Source organism: Pseudacidovorax intermedius (genome assembly GCF_003350475.1).
GTDB classification, from domain to species: Bacteria; Pseudomonadota; Gammaproteobacteria; order Burkholderiales; family Burkholderiaceae_C; genus Xenophilus; species Xenophilus intermedius.
On sequence record NZ_QQAV01000001.1, the window covers coordinates 146,870 to 167,953 of the forward strand.

General features: G+C 67.1%; 20 protein-coding genes. 5 read left to right on the plus strand and 15 right to left on the minus strand.

The genetic code is table 11. From position 1 onward, the window contains the following. Window positions 1-21: 21 nt before the first annotated feature. Complete coding sequence (locus tag DFR41_RS00670) at window positions 22-1,299, plus strand: Zn-dependent hydrolase (protein WP_114801355.1); 1,278 nt, start codon at window positions 22-24, stop codon at window positions 1,297-1,299. 143 nt (window positions 1,300-1,442) lie between these two features. Here DFR41_RS00670 and DFR41_RS00675 read toward each other — a convergent pair whose 3' ends face one another. From DFR41_RS00675 to DFR41_RS00695, 5 genes are all read right to left on the minus strand, one after another. Then, entirely contained in the window at window positions 1,443-3,377 is a 1,935-nt protein-coding gene (locus DFR41_RS00675) for a T6SS phospholipase effector Tle1-like catalytic domain-containing protein (protein WP_244917665.1), read from the minus strand. 102 nt (window positions 3,378-3,479) lie between these two features. Next, window positions 3,480-4,136, minus strand: a complete 657-nt coding sequence (tli1a, locus tag DFR41_RS28295; RefSeq protein WP_114801357.1) for a Tli1a family immunity protein — start codon at window positions 4,134-4,136, stop codon at window positions 3,480-3,482. A 51-nt stretch (window positions 4,137-4,187) separates the two neighbouring features. Next, complete coding sequence (tli1a, locus tag DFR41_RS00685; protein WP_170159293.1) at window positions 4,188-4,847, minus strand: Tli1a family immunity protein; 660 nt, start codon at window positions 4,845-4,847, stop codon at window positions 4,188-4,190. 52 nt (window positions 4,848-4,899) lie between these two features. Next, window positions 4,900-5,475 carry a Tli1a family immunity protein gene (tli1a, locus tag DFR41_RS00690; protein WP_244917609.1) on the minus strand — a complete coding sequence of 192 codons (576 nt, stop codon included), beginning with the start codon at window positions 5,473-5,475 and terminating at the stop codon, window positions 4,900-4,902. Window positions 5,476-5,842: 367 nt separating this feature from the next. Next, window positions 5,843-6,307: a metallophosphoesterase family protein gene (locus DFR41_RS00695; RefSeq protein WP_043114676.1), complete on the minus strand. Its 465-nt coding sequence runs from the start codon at window positions 6,305-6,307 to the stop codon at window positions 5,843-5,845. A gap of 142 nt (window positions 6,308-6,449) precedes the next feature. Between DFR41_RS00695 and DFR41_RS00700 the strand changes: the two genes are divergently transcribed. The 3 genes from DFR41_RS00700 to DFR41_RS00710 are packed head-to-tail and all read left to right on the plus strand — an operon-like array spanning window position 6,450 to window position 9,389. Continuing rightward, window positions 6,450-7,013 (plus strand): TRAP transporter small permease, encoded by a 564-nt coding sequence (locus tag DFR41_RS00700; RefSeq protein ID WP_017759520.1) that lies wholly within the window; start codon window positions 6,450-6,452, stop codon window positions 7,011-7,013. Further along, window positions 7,010-8,308: a TRAP transporter large permease gene (locus DFR41_RS00705; RefSeq protein ID WP_114801359.1), complete on the plus strand. Its 1,299-nt coding sequence runs from the start codon at window positions 7,010-7,012 to the stop codon at window positions 8,306-8,308. The genes DFR41_RS00700 and DFR41_RS00705 overlap by 4 nt, the downstream gene beginning before the upstream one ends. A 37-nt stretch (window positions 8,309-8,345) precedes the next feature. After that, on the plus strand, window positions 8,346-9,389 hold the full coding sequence (locus DFR41_RS00710) for a DctP family TRAP transporter solute-binding subunit (protein ID WP_017759522.1): 1,044 nt from the start codon (window positions 8,346-8,348) through the stop codon (window positions 9,387-9,389). Window positions 9,390-9,395: 6 nt separating this feature from the next. Here the strand turns inward: DFR41_RS00710 and DFR41_RS00715 are convergent, their stop codons facing one another. The 7 genes from DFR41_RS00715 to DFR41_RS00745 form a co-directional block, all read right to left on the minus strand. Further along, window positions 9,396-9,779, minus strand: a complete 384-nt coding sequence (locus DFR41_RS00715; RefSeq protein ID WP_114801360.1) for an HdeA/HdeB family chaperone — start codon at window positions 9,777-9,779, stop codon at window positions 9,396-9,398. Window positions 9,780-9,938: 159 nt separating this feature from the next. After that, complete coding sequence (rnk, locus tag DFR41_RS00720; RefSeq protein WP_114801361.1) at window positions 9,939-10,379, minus strand: nucleoside diphosphate kinase regulator; 441 nt, start codon at window positions 10,377-10,379, stop codon at window positions 9,939-9,941. 222 nt (window positions 10,380-10,601) lie between these two features. After that, window positions 10,602-11,339: an amino acid ABC transporter ATP-binding protein gene (locus DFR41_RS00725; RefSeq protein ID WP_017758520.1), complete on the minus strand. Its 738-nt coding sequence runs from the start codon at window positions 11,337-11,339 to the stop codon at window positions 10,602-10,604. Between the two features lie 24 nt (window positions 11,340-11,363). Beyond that, window positions 11,364-12,032 carry an amino acid ABC transporter permease gene (locus tag DFR41_RS00730; RefSeq protein ID WP_017758519.1) on the minus strand — a complete coding sequence of 223 codons (669 nt, stop codon included), beginning with the start codon at window positions 12,030-12,032 and terminating at the stop codon, window positions 11,364-11,366. A gap of 1 nt (window position 12,033) precedes the next feature. Next, window positions 12,034-12,789: an amino acid ABC transporter permease gene (locus tag DFR41_RS00735; protein ID WP_043114669.1), complete on the minus strand. Its 756-nt coding sequence runs from the start codon at window positions 12,787-12,789 to the stop codon at window positions 12,034-12,036. 102 nt (window positions 12,790-12,891) lie between these two features. After that, window positions 12,892-13,788 carry a transporter substrate-binding domain-containing protein gene (locus tag DFR41_RS00740; RefSeq protein ID WP_017758517.1) on the minus strand — a complete coding sequence of 299 codons (897 nt, stop codon included), beginning with the start codon at window positions 13,786-13,788 and terminating at the stop codon, window positions 12,892-12,894. 321 nt (window positions 13,789-14,109) lie between these two features. Next, a complete protein-coding gene (locus DFR41_RS00745) occupies window positions 14,110-15,066 on the minus strand; it encodes a LysR substrate-binding domain-containing protein (protein ID WP_017758516.1) in 957 nt (318 codons plus the stop codon). Window positions 15,067-15,135: 69 nt separating this feature from the next. On the opposite strand from DFR41_RS00745, the gene DFR41_RS00750 reads away from it, so the two are divergent. Beyond that, window positions 15,136-16,584, plus strand: coding sequence for an amidase (locus DFR41_RS00750; protein WP_114801362.1), 1,449 nt, complete (start codon window positions 15,136-15,138; stop codon window positions 16,582-16,584). A gap of 51 nt (window positions 16,585-16,635) precedes the next feature. Here the strand turns inward: DFR41_RS00750 and DFR41_RS00755 are convergent, their stop codons facing one another. From DFR41_RS00755 to DFR41_RS00765, 3 genes are read right to left on the minus strand one after another with little or no spacing between them, the layout of a single operon-like run. Then, entirely contained in the window at window positions 16,636-18,138 is a 1,503-nt protein-coding gene (locus DFR41_RS00755) for a M81 family metallopeptidase (RefSeq protein ID WP_114801363.1), read from the minus strand. Between the two features lie 56 nt (window positions 18,139-18,194). Next, window positions 18,195-19,133: a 2-hydroxyacid dehydrogenase gene (locus DFR41_RS00760; protein ID WP_114801364.1), complete on the minus strand. Its 939-nt coding sequence runs from the start codon at window positions 19,131-19,133 to the stop codon at window positions 18,195-18,197. Between the two features lie 26 nt (window positions 19,134-19,159). Continuing rightward, window positions 19,160-21,049 carry an ABCB family ABC transporter ATP-binding protein/permease gene (locus tag DFR41_RS00765; RefSeq protein ID WP_114801365.1) on the minus strand — a complete coding sequence of 630 codons (1,890 nt, stop codon included), beginning with the start codon at window positions 21,047-21,049 and terminating at the stop codon, window positions 19,160-19,162. Window positions 21,050-21,084: the final 35 nt, after the last annotated feature.

A 21,084-nucleotide genomic window follows, 5' to 3' on the forward strand; every position in this document is an offset into this window, starting at 1 on the left:
CTGCGGCCCCACCGAACCACCATGACCACCGCCACCCCGACCCTGGACCGCCCGCTCGCCATCGACGGCGAACGCCTCTGGCAATCGCTGATGACGCTGGCGCGCATCGGCGCCACCGACAAGGGCGGCGTCTGCCGCCTGGCTCTCACCGACCTCGACCGGCAGGGCCGCCAGCTCTTCCTGCGCTGGGCGCAGGAGCTGGGCTGCAGCGTGCGCGTCGATGCCATCGGCAACCTCTTCGTGCGCCGCGAAGGCAGCGACCCCACGCGGCCCGCCGTGGCCACCGGCAGCCACATCGACACGCAGCCCACGGGCGGCAAGTTCGACGGCAACTATGGCGTGCTGGCCGGGCTGGAGGTGCTGCGCACGCTGCAGGATGCCGGCATCCGCACCGTGGCGCCGCTGGAGGTGTGCGTGTGGACCAACGAGGAAGGCTCGCGTTTCGTCCCCGTGATGATGGGCTCGGGCGTGTATGCCGATGCCTTCACGCTCGACCATGCGCTGTCGGCTTGTGACCGCGACGGCATCTCCGTGGCCCAGGCCCTGGCGTCCACCGGCTTCGCCGGACCGGCACCGGCCGCCGTGAGCGCCGGCGCGCCGCGCTTCGGCGCCTACTTCGAGGCCCACATCGAGCAGGGCCCGGTGCTCGAAGACGCCGATGTGCCGCTGGGCGTGGTCACCGGCGCGCTGGGCCAGCGCTGGTACGACGTGATCGTGACCGGCCAGGAGGCCCATGCCGGCCCCACCCCCATGCGCCTGCGCCGTGACGCGCTGCAGGCCGCCACCGGCCTGATGCAGGAGGTGGTCGCCATCGCCATGGAGGAGCAGCCGCACGGCCGCGGCACCGTGGGCTATGTGCAGGTGCACCCCAACTCGCGCAACGTCATTCCCGGCCGCGTGACCTTCACGGTGGACCTGCGCCATGGCGACGATGAAGGCCTGAGCCGCATGGACGCACGCCTGCGCGCCGCCTGCGCCGCGCTGCAGGCCGAGGGGCGCGTGAGCGTGTCGGTGGAACAGACCGTGTACTTCCCGCCCGTGCAGTTCACGCCCCAACTGGTGGCGGCCGTGCGCGAGGGCGCCGAACGCGCCGGCCTGCCGCACCAGGACATCGTGAGCGGCGCCGGCCACGACGCGGTCTACGTCGCCCGCGTGGCGCCGGCCGCCATGATCTTCGTGCCCTGCAAGGACGGCATCTCGCACAACGAGATCGAGGACGCGCGCCCCGAGCACCTGGCCGCCGGCTGCAACGTGCTGCTGCATGCGATGCTGGCGCAGGCGGGCGTCGCGCAGCGGTAGACGCCAGGGCGCGGTGGGTCAGGGGCTGGCGGAAGAGCCGGGGGCTGGCGTGAAACTGGCCCTGCAGCACGCACAAGTGACCGGCTTCCGGTAGCGCTGCAAGGCGTCGTCTCGGCACGCAAGCATCGCCGCACGGGCATCAGTCAGCTTCTGTCGAACACCCGCCGATAGCGCACATGCCCGCCGAGCTCACGACGCGTATCGTTGGTGACCAGGCGCACCGCGCCGCTGGTCACCAGGTCTTCCATTGCGAGCAATTGCTTGCGGTCGGCATCCTTGACCAGGGGGTACTCGCCGGGATGTTCCTGCTGGTAGGCGTGAATACGCAATTCGAGCTGGGAGAGCGACTCGACAGCCGCCGCCTCGATCTGCTCAGGCGTCAGTGCCATGCGGCCCTGCTTGACCAGCTCCTGCAGGCGATGCTGGGCACTGTCGACCTTCCGCGCCACCTGCGCGATCTTTTCACGACGGTCCGCTTGCGTCAGAGGCCCGAGCATGTAGAAGGACGCATGCGAATCGTGCACCATCTCATCGAAAAATCGGCAGATATCCGGTGGTAGGGGCCGATCGCGGCGCTGCAGCATGTCTGCCCTCACCTTCAGAAAGTCCCGCTGCTCGGGCAACATACGCGGTAGAGGCCGGCCGTTATCTGGCGGCGGGTCCGCCTCGAGCCGCTCGGCAGCCAGTGCCTTGAAGACATCCGAGGTGAAATCGCCTTCGCTCTCCCACATGTCGATCTTGTCTTGAGCGCCTGCCTGCTGATAACTTGGCAAGTGGTCGATAGCTCCCATGTACTGCAGTCGCCAACGCCAGTAGATGCGCATGTGGGCCCTCAATTGATCTTCCACGCTGCCATTCACCTCCGCGGTATAGGCACGATAGGCATTGAAGAGCGACAGGCAATCCGGGTGAACTTCAAGGTCTGCGGCCACGGCATCGCCGTTGGCCGTCTGGCGCAACTGCCGGACTGATTGCAGGGGCACGCTCGACAGGATGGCCTGACGATACATGTCGAGCAGAGGAACCTGGGACAGCAGCTTGGCGCGAGATCCACTCGCCTTGCCCTGGCAGCCCGGGTCGTAACCCCCGCCGACGTTCGAATGCGCCCCGGGATAGACGCGCTCGATGCAGTTCGAGGGATAGACCTCGCCCTCGCGCGCCGTGGAGAGCGGAAAGTTCATGCGAATCTCGTGCGCGGCGCAAAGGTGCACTGTCCGCGCCACGCTCGGCGGAACGGCCAGCGTGCCGTTCGCCCACCCCCCTAGGCCGCGCCAGAAAGGCGACGAGTCCGCCAGCCCCACGGAGGCGACGGTGTCGAAAAGACCGAGAAAGGCAATGCGCAATGGCACCCCTGCGAGGGTGTAGCCCTGTGGTGTGGACTGCAGCAGGATATGGTGAACGAAGTGGCAGAAGGCTCGCGCCTGCGCGGCACCACGCGAGAAGCCGAACACATGCAGGTTGACTTGTGCAAGGCGACGTTGCGGCCCCTGGTCCTCCAGGGCTCGCTGAAGCTGCTGCAGCTTTCCAACCTGCGGGGCGGTCGGGGGGTAGTTGCCCTCACCGGGAGGCGAGGAGGGAGCGCCCTGAAAGAACAATCGCTTGCCGTCCATGTTGGCGTGGGGAACAAGGCCGGCATGCAGGGGATAGGTCGTCGCGTGACGCGTCAAATCCTTGTTTTCAAACATGACCCGCCGAGTTAGGGAGCGATGCATCGCATTCAGCACCTGCAATAACGCCCAGTTGATGCGCGCATCGCCCCCTGTGGCCTGCGATTTTCCGGAAGGCGTTTCCGCTCTTTCATTGACCTCAGGACAAGGCGTTCCCACGCCCGGAATGTAGAACCGGTAGTAGCCGTTCTCCGGGTCAAGTTTGAAGGCGTCATGCAGCACTACAACGTTGCTGTGACTGCACCTGTTCGCATCGCCAGTTTGCGCGAGAACGTCCACCTGGTCCCGCTGCTTGTTGTTGTTGGTGCCATCGAAGAAGATGCCCACATGAATCACCGTGGAGCAATCAGGGCGCTTGGTGAAATCCGGCGCATACGGCATGGACTCGATGCGCTTCATTGTTTCCAGCACAGTCAAGGGTCGATCGGCTGGCTGGGCGAGAGGCAGAGGTGTGACAGACATACAGGCTCGTGTTGTTGAGAAGTGAAGATCGCGTTCCGAGCTAAAGCGGGATCAATCGCTGTGCGCAGGTCGCCTCGGATAGCGCCTGCCAGAGGGATGCTGATCGGCCCCTAGGTCCCACTCGCTAACCCAAATTTCAATCTCGTCATCAGGCAGGAAGAACACCTGCAACCCGCCACCCTCAGCGCCATAAGGCTGAATCGGCACAACCTTGCTCAGGGTGCGCTGCGTCCAGCAGCACGCCCTCTCTTGCTCGATGCTCATGTCCTTTCTCTGCTCCCACGGCCGCGTGTAGTGGCCGATCGTCCAGTCCACCTTCACCTTCAGGTCCGGCGTCCATTTCATAGGAAGCCGGACGCAACAGACCACTCCACCGCCAACATAAGGTGCGAGGTTGGAACCCCATTGACCATTCACATAAAACGCCTGAACGCCTTCGCTCGTGAAGTTGTAGCCGGACACACTCGACTCGTAAGTTGCTGACGCTGGCGTCACTAATGACTGACAGCCAGTGAGCAAGCCAACAGACAAGAACGCAAGCACTAGAACCGAGGCACGCCGCCACAGATGTACCCAAAGGCTGCACCCGCACATGTGGATCTGATCGGTGGAGCCACGCGGCAGGGAACGCCATTTGCGATGGAGGCCCCTCTGCACATTCAAGGGTTGATCGGCTGGCTGGGCAAGGGGCAGAGGTGTGACAGACATACAGGCTCGTGTAGTTGAGAAGTGCAGATCGCGTTCCGAGCTAAAGCGGGATCAATCGCTGTGCGCAGGTCGCCTCGGATAGCTCCTGCCGGAAGGATGTTGGGGATTCTGTGGACCTGCATCGAACACCCAGACTTCAAGCTGGTCGTCCGGCAGGAAGAACACCTGCAAGCCGCCACCCTCTGCGCCGTAAGGCTGAATCGGCACAACCTTGCTCAGCGTGCGCTGCGTCCAGCAGCACGCCCTCTCTTGCTCGATGCTCATGTCCTTTCTCTGCTCCCACGGCCGCGTGTAGTGGCCGATCGTCCAATCCACCTTCACTTTCAGGTCCGGCGTCCATTGATGCGGCAACTGCACGCAGCATGAAGTCGCTCCACCTCCGCCATAGGGCGGCAGGTTCGAACCCCGCATGCCTTGCACATAGAAGCTCTGGACGCCCTCGCTCGTGAAGTTGTAGCCTGTGATACCCGAGTTGTAGTTAGCGGGCTCCGGCGTCACTAACGGCCGACAGGCGGTGAGCAAGCCGAAAAACAAAACCGCAAGCACCAGAACCGTGGCGCGCCAACGCAGGTCCGCCAAAAGGCCCCGCGCGCCCCCGTGATCTGCTCGTTGGAACCACGCGACCGCAAAAGCCGTTGGCGACTGAGGTCCAACTGCAAAGTCAAGAGCGAATTGACCGGCCAGGCAGGACGAAGGTTTTGACACAACCATCGAAGCTCCTGCTATTCGAGGGGTCGCCCCCAGCAATGACATAAGAGCGGAGTTAATCGCTCTGAGAGGGTCGTGTGGGATAGGTCCTCCTGGACGGGTGCTGAGGTGCACCAAGAGCCCACATGGAGACCCACACCTCGATTTCATCGTTAGGGAGGAAGAGCACCTGCAGCCGCCCGCCTTCTGCTTCATAAGGCTGAATCGGCACAACTTTGCTCAGGGTGCGCTGCGTCCAGCAGCACGCCCTCTCTTGCTCGATGCTCATGTCCTTTCTCTGCTCCCACGGCCGCGTGTAGTGGCCGATCGTCCAATCCACCTTCACCTTCAGGTCCGGCGTCCATTGCCACGGCAATTGCACGCAGCATGAAGTCGCCCCACCTCCACCATAGGGCGGCAGGTTCGAACCCCGCATGCCTTGCACATAGAAGCTCTGGACGCCCTCGCTCGTGAAGTTGTAGCCCGTGATACCCGCGCTGTATTCGGTGCGCGCCTGGGGCACCAATGACTGACATCCGGTCAACAGACCCACGGTTGCCAGTACCCATGCGGTCGCAATCAGGCGACGAACTCGTACCTCAATGGCCATCCGCAGCAAATCACCATCGCAATAAAACAGAAGGCTCGCCAACCGGCGAAATACGCCACGTGCACGCGGCTCGTCAGAGCCCCATTCAGAGAGCAGGGCAGGCGATGGCCCAGTACGAGAGCTGGCGCTGAACGCCACAAGACAAGCGCGCAAGTGCCAAGTCATGCGCCACGACAAAACCATTCGATGGGCCTCCCAAACGGCCCCCTAGCGTGGGCAGCCGACAGCGACCTGGAGGTTAGTGGCGTCTGGTCGTGCGGGAGAGACCACGCACCAAACCCGCGCTTTTTTTCCTAGAAGATGTGTATTAGTCCCGCGGCAGGCCGAAGCGCACACGGTCAGGAGCCGGGCGTACTGGACTCTCCCCGCCTCAAAGCACCAATCTTGCTTCGGCAGGCTGCGAATACCCTCACACCTCCAACAGCATCTTGACCCGCGCCTGAGCCCGCCCCTCTCGCACCTGCAACTCGGCCGCGGACACCGGCAGCTTGAAGCGTCGCGGGCCGGCGCTGCCCGGGTTCACGTAGAGCACCGTTCCGCGCATCTCCACATGCGGCTTGTGCGAATGGCCGGTGACCACCACCTGCGTGCCGATGGCGGGCGGCTGGGCCACCAGGTCGGCGATGTCGTGAACCACGCACAGCCGCACGCCATGCAGCTCGCAGTCCAGCCGCGTGGGCAGCGCCTCGGCCCAGGGGCCGATGTCGTTGTTGCCGCGCACAGCCAGCGTGGGCGCGATGGCGTCCAGCGTCTGCAGCACCTCGGCGCCGCAGATGTCGCCGGCATGCACGATGGCGTCGCTGCCATGCAGCCATTCGAGCGCTTCGGGACGCAGCAGGTTGTGGGTGTCGGAGATGAGGGCAATGCGGGGCATGGCCCGACTGTCGCCAATGTGCGTGTCGCCCGCGCCGTTCATGGAAAGCCCCCATGGGCCCCAGGGACGTCGGCCCCTACGATCCGACCTCGTTTTTCTCCCCCGGTGCGGCCCGCGCAAGGCCTGGCCGCCCCCGCCCGCCATGTCCTCCGCCCCCGAGCCCGGCGCCCAGCTGGACGCCGCCAGTCCCCTCCCCCCCGACATCGCCGCTGCCGACGAGCCCGTGAAGGTGCCGCTGGCCATCGAGGACTGGGCCACCGTGGTCATCATGGGCCTGCTGGCCTGCATCACCTTCGCCAATGTGCTGGTGCGCTATTTCACCGACACCTCCTTCGCCTGGACCGAGGAGTTCTCGGTCTTCCTGATGATCCTGCTGGCCATGGTGGGCGGCTGCGCCGCCGTGGCGCGCGACCGGCACATCCGCATCGAATACTTCAGCGAGGCCGGCTCCCTGACCCGCCGTCGGCGCCTCGCGCAGTTCGGCGCGGCCATGGTGGCACTGCTGTTCTTCCTGATCGCCGCGCTGTCGGTGCGCGTGGTGTGGGACGACTGGCGCTTCGAGGAGACCTCGCCCGGCATCGGCGTGCCGCAGTGGTGGTATTCGATCTGGCTGCCCATCGTGTGCACCGGCATCGGGCTGCGCGCCGTGGGCCTGTTCATCCGCCGCGGCCGGCGCTCGGCCAATGGCGAAGGGAGCGACGCATGATCGCCACCCTGCTCTTCGTCGGCTTCGTGGCCATGATGCTGATCGGCGTGCCGATCGGCGCGGCGCTGGGCTTGGCCGGCGCGGCCTGCATCGCGCTGGCCAATGCCGACGCGCAGTGGTTCGGCCTGTTGGCCGTACCCCAGAACTTCTATGCGGGCCTGGGCAAGTACCCGCTGCTGGCGATTCCGATGTTCGTGCTGGTGGGCTCCATCTTCGACCGTTCGGGCGTGGCGCTACGGCTGGTGAACTTCGCCATCGCCATCGTGGGCCGCGGGCCCGGCATGCTGCCGCTGGTGGCCATCGTGGTGGCCATGTTCCTGGGCGGCATCTCGGGCTCGGGCCCCGCCAATGCCGCGGCCGTGGGGGCCGTGATGATCGCGGCCATGTCGCGCGCCGGATACCCGGCGGCCTATTCGGCCAGCGTGGTCGGCGCGGCGGCGGCCACCGACATCCTGATCCCGCCCTCGGTGGCCTTCATCGTGTATTCGGTGCTGGTGCCGGGCGCCTCGGTGCCGGCGCTGTTCGCGGCCGGCATGGTGCCGGGCATCCTGGCCGGTCTGGCGCTGATCGTGCCAGCGGTGTGGATGGCCCGGCGCCACAACATGGGCGCGCTGGAGGCCACGCTGCCCCGCCCACCCTTCTGGCAGAGCCTGCGCGAGGCGGTGTGGGGCCTGGCGGCGCCGGTGCTGATCCTGGGCGGCATGCGCGCCGGCTGGTTCACACCCACCGAGGCGGCCGTGGTGGCCGTGTTCTACGGCCTCTTCGTGGGCATGGCGATCCACCGCACGATCACGGTCCGCGACCTGTTCCCCATCCTGCGCGAGTCGGGCGAGCTCTCGGCCGTGATCCTCATCGTGGTGTCGCTGGCGGGGATCTTTGCCTACTCGCTCTCGACGCTGGGCGTGATCGACCCGGTGGCCAAGGCCATCGTCAATTCGGGGCTGGGCGAATACGGCGTGCTGTCGCTGGTCATCCTCATGCTGATCACGGTGGGCATGTTCCTGGACGGCGTGTCGATCTTCCTGATCTTCGTGCCGCTGCTGTGGCCCATCGTGCAGCACTACAAGTGGGACCCGGTGTGGTTCGGCGTGCTGCTCACGCTCAAGGTGGCGCTGGGCCAGTTCACGCCGCCGCTGGCGGTGAACCTGATGGTGTCCTGCCGCATCGCCGGCGTGCGCATGGAGTCCACCGTGCGCTGGGTGGGCTGGATGCTGTTCGCCATGTTCCTGGTGATGGTGGCCGTGATCATCTGGCCGCAGCTGGCGCTGTGGCTGCCGCAGCAACTGGGCTACTGAGCCCGTGCACCGACAAGACAACCCAAGGAGACGAAGCATGACCTCACCCTTCCGCCGCAGCCTCATCGGCCTGGCCGCCGCCGCCGTGGCCCTGGCCACCTTCTCGACCGGCGCGGTCGCGCAGGCCGCCTACAAGGCCGAGTACAAGATGTCCCTGGTGCTGGGCCCGCCCACGCCCTGGGGCATGGCCGGCAAGCTGTGGGCGGACATGGTCAAGGAGCGCACGCAGGGCCGCATCAACATCAAGCTCTATCCCGGCGTGTCGCTGATCCAGGGCGACCAGACGCGCGAGTTCAGCGCGCTGCGCCAGGGCGTGATCGACATGGCCGTGGGCTCGACCATCAACTGGTCGCCGCAGGTGAAGGAGCTCAACCTCTTCTCGATGCCCTTCCTGATGCCCGACTACGCGGCCATCGACGCGCTGACGCAGGGCGAGGTGGGCAAGGACATCTTCGCGCGCCTGGACAAGGCCGGCGTCGTGCCGCTGGCCTGGGGCGAGAACGGCTTCCGCGAGGTGACCAATTCCAAGCGCCCGATCAAGACGCCCGAAGACCTCAAGGGCATGAAGCTGCGCGTGGTGGGTTCACCCATCTATTCCGACACCTTCAGCGCCCTGGGCGCCAACCCCACGCAGATGAGCTGGGCCGATGCGCAGCCGGCACTGGCCAGCGGCGCGGTGGACGGGCAGGAGAACCCGCTGTTCCTGTTCACGGTGCTGAAGATGCACACCGTGGGCCAGAAGTACGTGACCACCTGGGGCTACGTGGCCGACCCGCTGATCTTCGTGGTCAACAAGGAGATCTGGGCCAGCTGGACGCCCGCCGACCAGGCCATCGTGCGTCAGGCCGCCATCGATGCGGGCAAGCAGGAAATCGCCCTGGCCCGCAAGGGCCTGACCGAAGCCGACAAGCCCCTGCTCAAGGAGATCGCCGGCATGGGCGTGACGGTGACCCAGCTCACGCCGGCCGAGCGGGACGCCTTCGTGAAGGCCACGCGGCCGGTCTACGCCAAGTGGAAGGGCACCATCGGCGCCGGGCTGGTCGACAAGGCCGAGAAGGCCATCGCGGCGCGGCAGAAGTAAGGCGGCTTACTTGGCCTTGTGCATGCCGGCCCCATGCACGGGGTCGGAGGCCATGCTGCTGGCCATCACCTGCTTGTAGGCCGACTTGGTGAGGTTGATCTTGCAGTATTCGTCGAGCTGCGGCTTGATCTTCTCGACCGCCACCTCGTCGAACACCGCGTCCTTCTTGCCGTGCGTGCCGTGGCCCACGACGTAGTAGATGAACTTCGGCTTGACGGTCTCGTCGAGCGCGACGTAGTCGGAACAGCGCATCTTGACGATGGGCTTGGCGGTGGCCGCAGCCTGCACCGGAGCGGCTGCGGCCGGTGCCGGAGGCGGCGTCTGCGCCATCGCGGCCGAAGCGGCCAGGGTCGACAGGGTCAGGACGGAGAGGGCTGCAAGAACTTTCATGGTGACACTCCTGGGGCAAGAACATGGGTGAGGGCATGGCCGGTCACTTGGGACCAGCCACTTCCACGGCCTATCGCCCGGACACCACAGGTGTCGAAGGGCGATGGGTTCATCCTAGGAATGGGCGCTTAGAAGGTTCTTAAGCAGGCACAGGCCGGGTCAGCGCAGCAACTCGCCGCTGGCCTCGGGCTGGAAGGTGATGGCCTCCACCTGCAGCACGGCCGCGCGGCCGTCGGGGGCACACCAGCGGGCCTGCTGCCCGGCGCGCAGGCCCAGCAGGGCGGTGCCGACGGGCGACAGCACCGAGATGCGGCCCTGGCCCGCATCGGCCTCGTCCGGATAGACCAGTGCGATCTCGCGGGCGGCGGAGGCGCCGGCCTCGGCCACACGCAGGCGCGAACGCATCGTGACGACGTCGGGCGCCACCTGCGCGGAGGGCACCAGCTCGGCGTTGTCGAGCACGTCCTGCAACGCCTCGGCCGCCGCGGACGGGGCCTGCAGCCATTTGCCGAGACGCACATGGTCCAGCTCGGTCAGCACACGCACCGGCGAGGCCGTAGCCGGCGCGGACAGGGAAGAAGAGGAAGAAGAAAAAGGCATCGCACGACTCCTGAAAAAACAATCGCCGGGTGCAAGCCCGGCGATGCGATTGGCGAGGAGGATGGATGCGTGCTCGCCGGGCTCAGGAGGGTGCGGCCAGGCACTGGCCGCGCAGGCGCCGCTGGACGCCCGCGCACATGCCCGCCCGCGAGGCGGGACGGTGCAAGGCGAAGGGACTGGAGCGGAACATGCGTGGCCGGTCGGTGAGGTATCAGCCTGAAATCAGTGCTGCAGGATCTTGTTGAGGAAGTCCTTGGTGCGCGGCTGGCGGTTCTCGGGATGGCCGAAGAACTCCTCCTTGGAGCAGTCCTCGAGGATGCGGCCGCCCACGTCGATGAAGATCACGCGGCTGGCTACCTTGCGCGCGAAGCCCATCTCGTGGGTCACGCACATCATGGTCATGCCTTCCTTGGCCAGGCTCACCATCACGTCGAGCACCTCGCCGACCATCTCGGGGTCGAGCGCCGAGGTGGGCTCGTCGAAGAGCATGACGATCGGGTCCATCGACAGCGCGCGGGCGATGGCCACGCGCTGCTGCTGGCCACCGGAAAGCTGGCCGGGGAACTTGTCCTTGTGCGCCATCAGGCCCACGCGGTCGAGCATCTTGAGGCCGCGGGTCTTGGCCTCGTCCGCACTGCGGCCCAGCACCTTCATCTGCGCGATGGTGAGGTTCTCGGTCACCGACAGGTGCGGGAACAGCTCGAAGTGCTGGAACACCATGCCCACCTTGGAGCGCAGCTTGGGCAGGTTGGTCTTGGGGTCGTTGACCTTGATGCCGTTGACGACGATCTCGCCCTTCTGGATCGGCTCCAGCGCGTTCACCGTCTTGATCAGCGTGGACTTGCCCGAGCCCGACGGGCCGCACACCACCACCACATCGCCCTTGTCGATGCTCACCGAGCAGTCGTGCAGCACCTGGACGGGACCGTACCACTTCGAGACGTTCTTGATTTCGATCATTTTTTCAGCCATGGCTGGAACCCTTCATCGGATGATGGCGATTTTCTTGTGCAGTCGCTTGACCATGTAGGACAGCGAATAGCAGAGGACGAAATAGACGACGGCGGCCAGCAGGTAGGCCTCCTCGGGACGGCCGAAGTTCTTGCCCGCCGTCTCGAAGCCCTTGAGCAGGTCGTAGGCGCCGATGGCATAGACCAGCGAGGTGTCCTGGAACAGGATGATGGTCTGCGTGAGCAGCACCGGCAGCATGTTGCGGAAGGCCTGCGGCAGGATCACCAGTGTCATGTTCTGCTTGTAGGTCATGCCCACCGCCATGCCCGCGAACACTTGGCCGCGCGGGATCGACTGGATGCCGGCGCGCATGATCTCCGAGAAGTAGGCGGCCTCGAAGCAGATGAAGGTGACGATGGCCGAGGTCTCGGCACCGATGGGCCGGCCGATGACGAAAGGCACCAGCAGGAAGAAGCCCAGGATCACCATCACCAGCGGCACCGAACGCATGCCGTTGACGTACACCGCCGCCGGGAAGTCCAGCCACTTCTTGCCCGACAGCCGCATGAGCGCCAGCAGCGTGCCGAAGAAGATGCCGCCCAGCGTGGCCACCACGGTGAGCATCACGCTGAAGTACAGGCCCTTCAGCACATAGGTGCTGATGAGGTTCCAGCTGTAGAAGGAAAAGTCGAGGCCCAACATGTCAGTGGCCTCCCGTCCCGCCCGCGGCCACGAAGCCCGGCACGCGGATCCTGCGCTCGATGAAGGTCATGATGCGGTTGATCAGCATGGCGCTGATGACATAGAGGATGACGACCCCGATGTAGATCGGGATCTGGGCCGAGGTCTCCTCGCCGGCCTGCAGGTAGAACTGCGTGAGCTCGGGGATCGACACCGCGAAGGCGACGGAGGAGTTCTTGAAGATGTTCATCGACTCGCTGGTCAGCGGCGGCATGATGATCCGGTAGGCCATCGGCAGCAGCACGAAGCGGTAGTACTGGAAGGTGGTGAAGCCCACCGCCATGCCCGCGTAGCGCTGACCGCGCGGCAGCGCCTGGATGCCCGAGCGCAATTGCTCGGCGATCCGCGCCGAGGTGAAGAAACCGAGGGCGCACACCACCAGCACCAGCGGCGGCAGGTCACGCATCGCCGGAATCATCTTGGGCAGCACGAAGTACCAGATGAACACCTGCACCAGCAGCGGGATGTTGCGGAACAGCTCCACCCACGCATTGCCGAAGCGCACCAGCCAGGGACTGTCCGGCAGGGTACGCAAGGTGCCGATGATCGAGCCGACCACCAGCGCCAGCAGCAGGGCCGCGAGCGCGACGCTCACGGTCCAGCCCCAGGCATTGAGCATCCACTGCAGATAGGTCTGGTCGCGCCCGTGTGCAAAACAGCTGGCGACCGCCTCATTGGTGAGCGTGTCCTGGCAGAAAACCGACATATCCAGGCTCAGCATCCATCCTCCTCCGCGGGTCAGGCCCCGCGCTCATTCCATCGAAAAGCCCGCGTCGGCTGGCGTGCCGCGCGGGCTTGGCTATTGAGGTCGACAGAGACCTTACTTGTTGGCGTAGGCTTCCATCGGCTTGTCGTTCGGATGGGCCCAGGCGTCCTTGGTGCTCTCGGAAGCGGGCATGTTCAGGTTGACGTTGTTCGGCGGGATCGGCTGCATGAACCACTTGTCGTACAGCTTGGCCAGCGAGCCATCCTTGATCTGGCGGACGATGCTGTCGTCGACAGCCTTCTTCAGCTTGGCATCGCCCTTGGGCAGCATGCAGGCGATCGGCTCGACCGACAGCACTTCGCCGACGATTTTGAAGTCCTTGGGGTTCTTCGACTTGGCGGCATTGGAGGCCAGGATCGAGCCATCCATCACGAAGGCATCGGCGCGGCCGGATTCGAGCAGCAGGAAGCTGTCGGCGTGGTCCTTGCCCATGACTTCCTTGAAGTCGATGCCTTCGGCGCGCTTGTTCTTGCGCAGCGTCTGAACCGAGGTGGTGCCCGTGGTCGTGGCAACGGTCTTGCCCTTCAGGTCGGCGATGCCATTGATGCCCGAATTCGCCTTGGTCAGGATGCGGACTTCTTCCACGTAGGTCGTGTAGGCGAAGTCGACGTCCTTCTGACGCGCGGTGTTGTTGGTGGTGGAGCCGCACTCGAAGTCGATGGTGCCGTTCTGCACCAGCGGCACGCGGTTCTGCGAGGTGATGACCTGGTAGTTGATGGTCAGGGGCTTGCCCAGGTCCTTGCCGATGTCCTTGATGATGTTCTCGGCCATTTCGGTGTGGAAGCCGACGTACTTGCCGCCGCCCAGCGTGAAGGCCAGGCCGGACGAATCGCGCACGCCGAGGTTGACCGCGCCGCGCTCCTTGATCTTGGCCAGGGTGTCGGTGGCCTGCGCGAACGCTGCGCTGGTGGCGAGCGCCGCGATGGCGATGAGCGTGAGTTGCTTCTTCATGAATGTTCCTTGGGAGGGGTCGGGGACGGGCGAAATTCTAGACACACACCTTTTTCGGGATAACCCGAACCAAGAGGGTGCAGAACCCACCCACATTGGGCATTAAAACAGCGCGCTGCGCACCACGAAGTGAGGCGTGCGCCCTCTGTGTCAGGGCTTTGCAAGGATTAGCAGTCTCCATGCCCAAGCTGTGGCAGGCCCATGTGCATCAGTGATGGAGACATGCATACACGGCATCGCAAATGCATGGCTCGCAGCGACCGGCGCGCTGAAGGCGGGGACAGATGCGCTACGCAGCGCTGCGTGAAGGCGCCGCACCGGTCAATCGGCGGCCGGTTGCGCGTTGGTCAGGTAGGCCCAGAGCAGGTCGGCCGCGCGCTTGGGCGTAGAGCCGCCGTCGCCGCCGCGTGCCGGGGCAGCGGGCCGCTCGCGATAGGCGCGGATCTCCATCGTGGCCTCCAGCGGCGCCATGTCCGGCCCGTTGGCGCTAACCAGCTTGCGCGAGCGCACCTCGTTGCGCACGGCGCTCTGCGGCAGGAAGGCGATGCCATGGCCTTCGAGGGCCATGACCTTCAGGCCTTCGGCCATGTCGGTCTCGTAGACGCGGTCCAGGTGGATGGGCACGGAGGACGACTTGAGTAGCTGGTCGACCACGCCGCCCAGGTAGGCGCCCGGCGCATAGCCCAGGTAGGGCAGCGGCCAGCCGGGCTGGCCCGGCAGGCGGTGCCGCGGCTGGCCTTCCGCGTCGGGCCGTACCCACGGTGCGACCACCTCCTCTCCCAGGTGGACCATCTCGTAGCGGTGCGTGTCCAGCTGCAGCGGCTGCGAGGGATGCTGGTAGGCGATCAGCAGGTCGCAGTTGCCTTCCACCAGCCGCATCATGGCGTCGTGCACGTTCAGGGCGATCAGCCGGCTCTTGAGCGGGCCGAACTCCTGCCGCAGGCGCGTGACCCAGCTCGGGAAGAAGGTGAAGGCCAGCGTGTGCGGCACGGCGAACTCGATCACGTCCTGCGCCACGGCCGAATGGCCGCGCAGCATGGCCCGGGTACTCTGCAGCGATTGCAGGATCTCCAGCGCCTGGGAGTAGAGGGTCTGGCCGGCGGCCGTGAGCCGCGTGGGATAGCTGCTGCGGTCCACCAAGTCGGTGCCAGCCCAGCTCTCCAGGGCCTGGATGCGGCGCGAGAAGGCCGGCTGGGTCACATGCCGCAACTGGGCCGAGCGGCTGAAGCTGCGGGTCTCGGCGAGGCTCACGAAGTCCTCGAGCCATTTGGTTTCCATGGCGCGCGATTATGGTCCTGGGTACGCTTGCGCCCCGGCCTTGCTTTCCCGCCCTCTCCTCACCTGCCCATGACGTCTTCCGACCTGCTCGCCCTCGATGCCACCACCCTCTCGCGCCGCATCGCCGACCGCAGCATCTCCTGCCGCGAACTGATGCAGGCCACGCTCGCCCGCATTGCCGCCCTCAACCCGCGCTTCAACGCCCTGGTCTCGCTGCGCGATGCCGACGCCGTGCTGGCCGAGGCCGACGCGCGCGACGCCCAGCTGGCCCGCGGCGAACGCCTGGGCTGGATGCATGGCTTTCCCCTCGCGGTGAAGGACCTGAGCCATGCGGCCGGCCTGCCCACCTCCATGGGCTCGCCACTGGCGCCGAAAAGTCCTGCCCCCCACGACAGCCTGCATGTGGCCCGCGCGAAGGCCGCGGGCGCCATCGTCATCGGCAAGAGCAACACACCCGAGTTCGGCCTGGGCTCGCACACCTACAACACGGTCTTCGGCACCACGCGCAACGCCTGGGACGACAGCAAGTCGGCCGGGGGCAGCAGCGGCGGCGCGGCCGTGGCGCTGGCCCTCGGCATGCTGCCGGTGGCCGACGGCAGCGACATGATGGGCTCGCTGCGCAACCCCGCGGCCTTCAACAACGTGATCGGCTTCCGGCCTTCGCGCGGACGCGTGCCGGGCTCGCCGGACGAGGACCTGTTCTTCCAGCAGCTGGGCACCGAAGGCCCCATGGCGCGCACGGTGGAGGACGCCGCCCGGCTGCTGTGCGTGCAGGCCGGCGTCGATGCCCGCGTGCCGCTCTCGCTGCCGCAGGCGCTGCCGGACGCCGATGCGGTCGACCTGCACACCGAGGTGAAGGGCAAGCGCATCGGCTGGCTGGGCAGCCTCTGGCCCGACCTGCCGGTGGACCCGGCCGTGATGGCCACCTGCGAGCGGGCGCTGGGCGTGTTCCGCACGCTGGGCTGCGAGGTCGAGCCATGTCAGCTCGACGTCCCGCGCGAGCAGAACTGGCAGGCCTGGCTGCGCCTGCGCCAACTGCTGGTGGGCGGCAAGCTGGGCGCGCTGGCGGCCGACCCGCGCAACCATGCGCGCATCAAGCCCGAGGCGCTGTGGGAGATCGAACAGGCCCGCCACCTCGATGCCGGCTCGCTCTACCAGGCCTCGATCTGGCGCTCGAACGTCTACCGCGCCTTCGTGCGGCTCTTCGAGCGCTTCGACGCGGTGGTGGCGCCAACGGCCCAGGTCTTTCCCTTCGATGCCGACCTGCAGTGGCCCGGCGAGGTGGCCGGCGTGAAGAGCCAGACCTACCACCACTGGATGGAGATCGTCACGCCCTTCACGCTGGCCGGGCTGCCCACACTCAATGTGCGCGCGGGCTTCGGGCCGCAGGGTCTGCCGATGGGACTGCAGTTGGCGGGCCCGGCCAATGCGGACCTCGCGGTGCTGCAGTTCGGCCATGCCTACGACCAGGCGTGCCCGTGGTCGGCCTTGCGGCCACCGGTGCTGGCGCAGGGCTGATCGCGCTGAGGCGCATGCAACGCCAAGTGCTCGTGCGCTGAAGCGGCGACGTCAGGGCCGCAGCGACATGCCGGCAGGCAATTGGGTCCACGGCAGGTCGGCCGGGTCGGCGGCCATGGGGCCCGGCGCCTTGGCCACCAGGATGTGGCTGGCGATGGGCGCGAAGTCGGCGCGGAAGTGCACCGAGCTCTTGTTGACCAGCAGCTTCATCGCCTCGGGTTCGATGCCCAGGAAGCGGTAGAGCTCGCGGTCCAGCATCTGCGTCTTGAGCGTGCAGACACCGACCAGCACGCCCTCCACTTCCAGGCAGGCGCAGGGGCCGAGACGGACCTCGCCGCCCATGCCCATCGGCCCCTTGAGGACCACATGGCCGTCCCGCAGCGCACGCACCGTGGCCCGCGCGCGCACCGGCTCATCGCTGAACTGGCCACCCCAGGTGGGCACGCGCCGGCCCAGTTGCACCTCAATCTGCGCGCCCTCCCCCGCCGCATGGGCCGCGGCGGCCGCTTCAGGGTCGGCCAGCAGGCCCAGCGCCACCTGGCCCGGAAAGCGCCGGCCTGCGCCCGCGGCCAGCAGCGCATGGAGCATGCCGGTGGTGTTGCTGTCGCCCCCGGCGCCAGGGTTGTCCTGCGTATCGGCGATGACCACCGGTGCCGAGACGTCCGCGGCCAGCGCCAGGGCCTCGGTCACCGCGGCTTCGGGCGTCTTCAGGTCCAGCCGCCATTGGCTGCGCGGCTGGTCCACGCGCGCGAAGAGCGCGTCGACGGCCGCCTGGGCCTGCTCGCCATGGGCCCAGATCACCGGGCCGCATTCGGCGATGTCCGCCGCCGGAAAGCCCATGGCGAAGCTGAGGACCGTGCCCTGCGCGGCGTCCAGGTGCAGCAGTTCGTCGTAGACGGCGTCGGCCGGGGCGGTCATGGTGCTCTGCGCATTGAGCGGCAGCAGGAAGTCGAGCCGGCGCACGGCCAGCGACTCGCGGCTGCCGCGGGCCAGGCGACGTTCCAGCAGCGTGGCCGCCAGGGCGCCGGTGTCCTTCATGTCCACGTGCGGATAGGTGCGGTAGGCCACGAGCGCATCGGCCACCGTGAGCATGGCCTGGGTCACGTTGGCATGCAGATCCAGGCTGGCGACGATGGGCACCCGCGGGCCGACCACGGCACGGATGCGCGCCAGCAACTCGCCCTCGGGGTCGTCGAGGTGCTGGGCCACGGCGGCGCCGTGCAGGTCGAGGTAGACCGCATCGACGCCCGGCCCGGCCAGGGCCGCGCGCAGATCGGCATCGATGTCGCCGGCGATCCGCTCGAAGGCTTCGCGCGTGACGTGGGCCGAGGGATTGGCGCCGGCCCAGCCCGAGGCGGTGAGCGTCCAGCCCCAGCGCTCGGCCGCCTCGATGAAGCCGCCGATGGGGATGGCCTTGCCGCGGTAGGCCTCGATGACCACCGGTCCGCGCCGGTAGGCCGGAAAGCCCGAGCCCGCCTCGAAGGCGGCCCAGTCGGCCAGGGTGGGCGCGAAGGTGTTGGTCTCGTGCTGGAAGCCGGCGATGAAGACGTTCATGGGGCGGTGCTGCGAAGGAATCGGGTGCGGGGTGCAGTGCTCGGCGATTCAGGCACTCAGATCGGCGACACCACGCCACGGCCGGCGAAGTGGCCTTCGGCATTGGCCATGAAGCGGTCCACGCTGCATTGCACGGCCTCGGGCGACCAGCCGGCCATGTGGGGCGAAAGCACGATGTTGGCGAGGCCCACCAGCGGCTCGGGCCGCCTGGGTTCGCTCTCGTACACGTCGAGCGCGGCACCGGCGATGGTCTCACTGCGCAAGGCCTCGGCCAGCGCCTCGGTATCGACCAGGCTGCCGCGGCCCACGTTGACCAGGTAGCCCTGCGGACCCAGCGCCTGCAGCACCTGCGCATTCACCTTGTGCCGCGTGGCCGCACCACCCGGTGCCGCGCACACCAGCACGTCGCACCAGCGTGCGAGCTCGGCCAGGTCGTCGAAGTAGCGGTGTGGCGAGCCTTCGACCGGCTTGCGGTTGTGGTAGCCCACCGGCATGTCGAAACCGGCGGCGCGACGCGCCAGCTTGGCACCGATCGCGCCCATGCCGAAGATGCCCAGGCGCCGGCCTTCGAGCTGCGGCGGCATGGTGAGCACGTCGCGCCACACGCCCTCACGGCACAGCCGGTCGCGCTCCGGGATGCGGCGCACGATGGCCAGGATCAGGCCGAAGGCATGGTCGGCCACCGTGCTGTCGTTGGTGCCGGCGCCGTTGGCCGTGACGATGCCGCGCGCCCGCAGCGCGTCCATCGGCAGGCCCTCGTAGCCCACGCCCATGCAGCACACCAGCTCCAGCGCCGGCATCGCCGCGACCTCCTGGGGCGTCAGGCCCACGGTGCCAATGGTGAGCACGGCGCGGAAGTCGCGGCCTCGGCTGGCGATGGCGGCAGCGCGCTCTGCCGGCGTGGGTGCGTAGACGAGGTCGTAGACGGCGCCGATCTGCTGCACATGCGTGGGCGTCTGCTGGTTGAGGACGAGAAGGGGGATCTTGGCGGACATGGAAACGAAGGGAAGCAAGAAACGGGTCAGGCGGGCTGCGCGGCGCCGTCGGGCGAGGCGATCAACGGGGCGGACACGGCCTCGGGCGGGCGCTCGTTCTGCTGCAGCGACCACATGCGCGCGTACACGCCGCCGCGCGCCAGCAGCTCGGCATGGGTGCCGCGCTCGACCAACTGGCCGGCGTCGAGCACCAGGATCTCGTGCGCGTCGACCACCGTCGACAGGCGGTGCGCGATCACCAGCGTGGTCTTGCCGCGCGCTGCGCTGGCCAGCTCGGCCTGGATGGCGCGCTCGTTGGCGGAGTCGAGTGCCGAGGTGGCCTCGTCGAAGATCAGGATGGGTGGGTTCTTGAGCAGCGTGCGGGCGATGGCCACGCGCTGCTTCTCGCCACCCGAGAGCTTGAGGCCGCGCTCGCCCACCGTGGTGTCGTAACCCTTGGGCGTGGCGGCGATGAAGCCGTGAATGCGCGCCGCGCGGGCGGCGGCCTCCACTTCGGCCTGGCTGGCATCGGGCCGACCGTAGGCGATGTTGTAGCCGATGGTGTCGTTGAAGAGCACCGTGTCCTGCGGCACGATGCCGATGGCCGCGCGCAGGCTGTGCTGGGTCACTTCGCGGATGTCCTGCCCGCCGATGCGGATGGCGCCACCGCCGGTGCCGGCCGAGGCCGGATCCACGTCATAGAAGCGGTAGAGCAGCCGCGCCAGCGTGGACTTGCCCGCGCCCGAGGGGCCGACCACCGCCACCGTTTTGCCGGCCGGGATGGTGAAGCTCAGGCCACGCAGGATGGGCCGTGCCGCCTCGTAGGCGAAGTGCACGTCGTCGAACTGCACGTCGCCCTCCGGATGGCGCAGCGGCCGGGCGCCGGGTGCGTCGGCCACCTCGCGCTCGCGCTCCAGCAGGGCGAACATCTTCTCCAGGTCCACCAGGCTCTGCTTGATCTCGCGGTAGAGCACACCCAGGAAGTTGAGCGGGATGTACAGCTGGATCATGAAGGCATTGACCATGACCAGGTCACCCAGCGTCATGCGCCCGTCCACCACGCCCTGCGTGGCGCGCCACAGCATGGCCACCAGGCTGATGGCGATCAGCATCTGCTGGCCGGTGTTGAGCAGCGAGAGCGTGGTCTGGCTGCGCACGGCGGCGCGACGGTAGCGCTCCAGCTGCTCGTCGTAACGGCGGGCCTCGAAGCCCTCGTTGTTGAAGTACTTGACCGTCTCGTAGTTCAGCAGCGAATCGACCGCGCGGCTCTGGGCGCGCGCACCCAGCTCGTTCATGCTGCGGCGGAACTGCGTGCGCCATTCGGTTACCCACACGGTGAAGCCGATGTACACCACCAGCGCGGTGCCGGTGATGGCCACGAACCACCAGTCGAAGCGCACGCCCAGGATGCCGAGCACCAGCACCAGCTCGATCAGCGTGGGCACGATGCTGTAGAGCGAATACGAGATGAGCGAATGCACCGCCTGGCTGCCGCGCTCGATGTCGCGCGTCATCCCGCCCGTCTGCCGCTCCAGGTGGAAGCGCAGCGACAGCCCATGCAGGTGCCGGAACACCTCCAGCGAGATGCGCCGCGCCGCACCCTCGGTGGCACGCGCGAAGACCAGTTCGCGCAGCTCGGTGAAGAGCGAAGTGGAAAAGCGCAGCAGCCCATAGCCCACCAGCAGCGCCGCCGGCACCACCAGCAGGGCGCGCGGATCGCCGGGCTGCAGCGTCATCGCATCGACCAGGTGCTTGAGCAGCACCGGCACGCTCACATTGGCCAGCTTGGCGCCGACCATGAAGAGCAGCGCCGCGAGCACGCGCCACTTGTAGGCCCACAGGTAGGGGAACAGGCGACGCAGCGTGGCGGCATCGCTGCGCGCGGGCGCGGGCGCGCCCGGCTCGGCAGCGGGCGGCAGGGGGTGTGCAGGTCTCATGGGGGTTTGTGTCGCGACGGGCCGGCGGCCGAGTC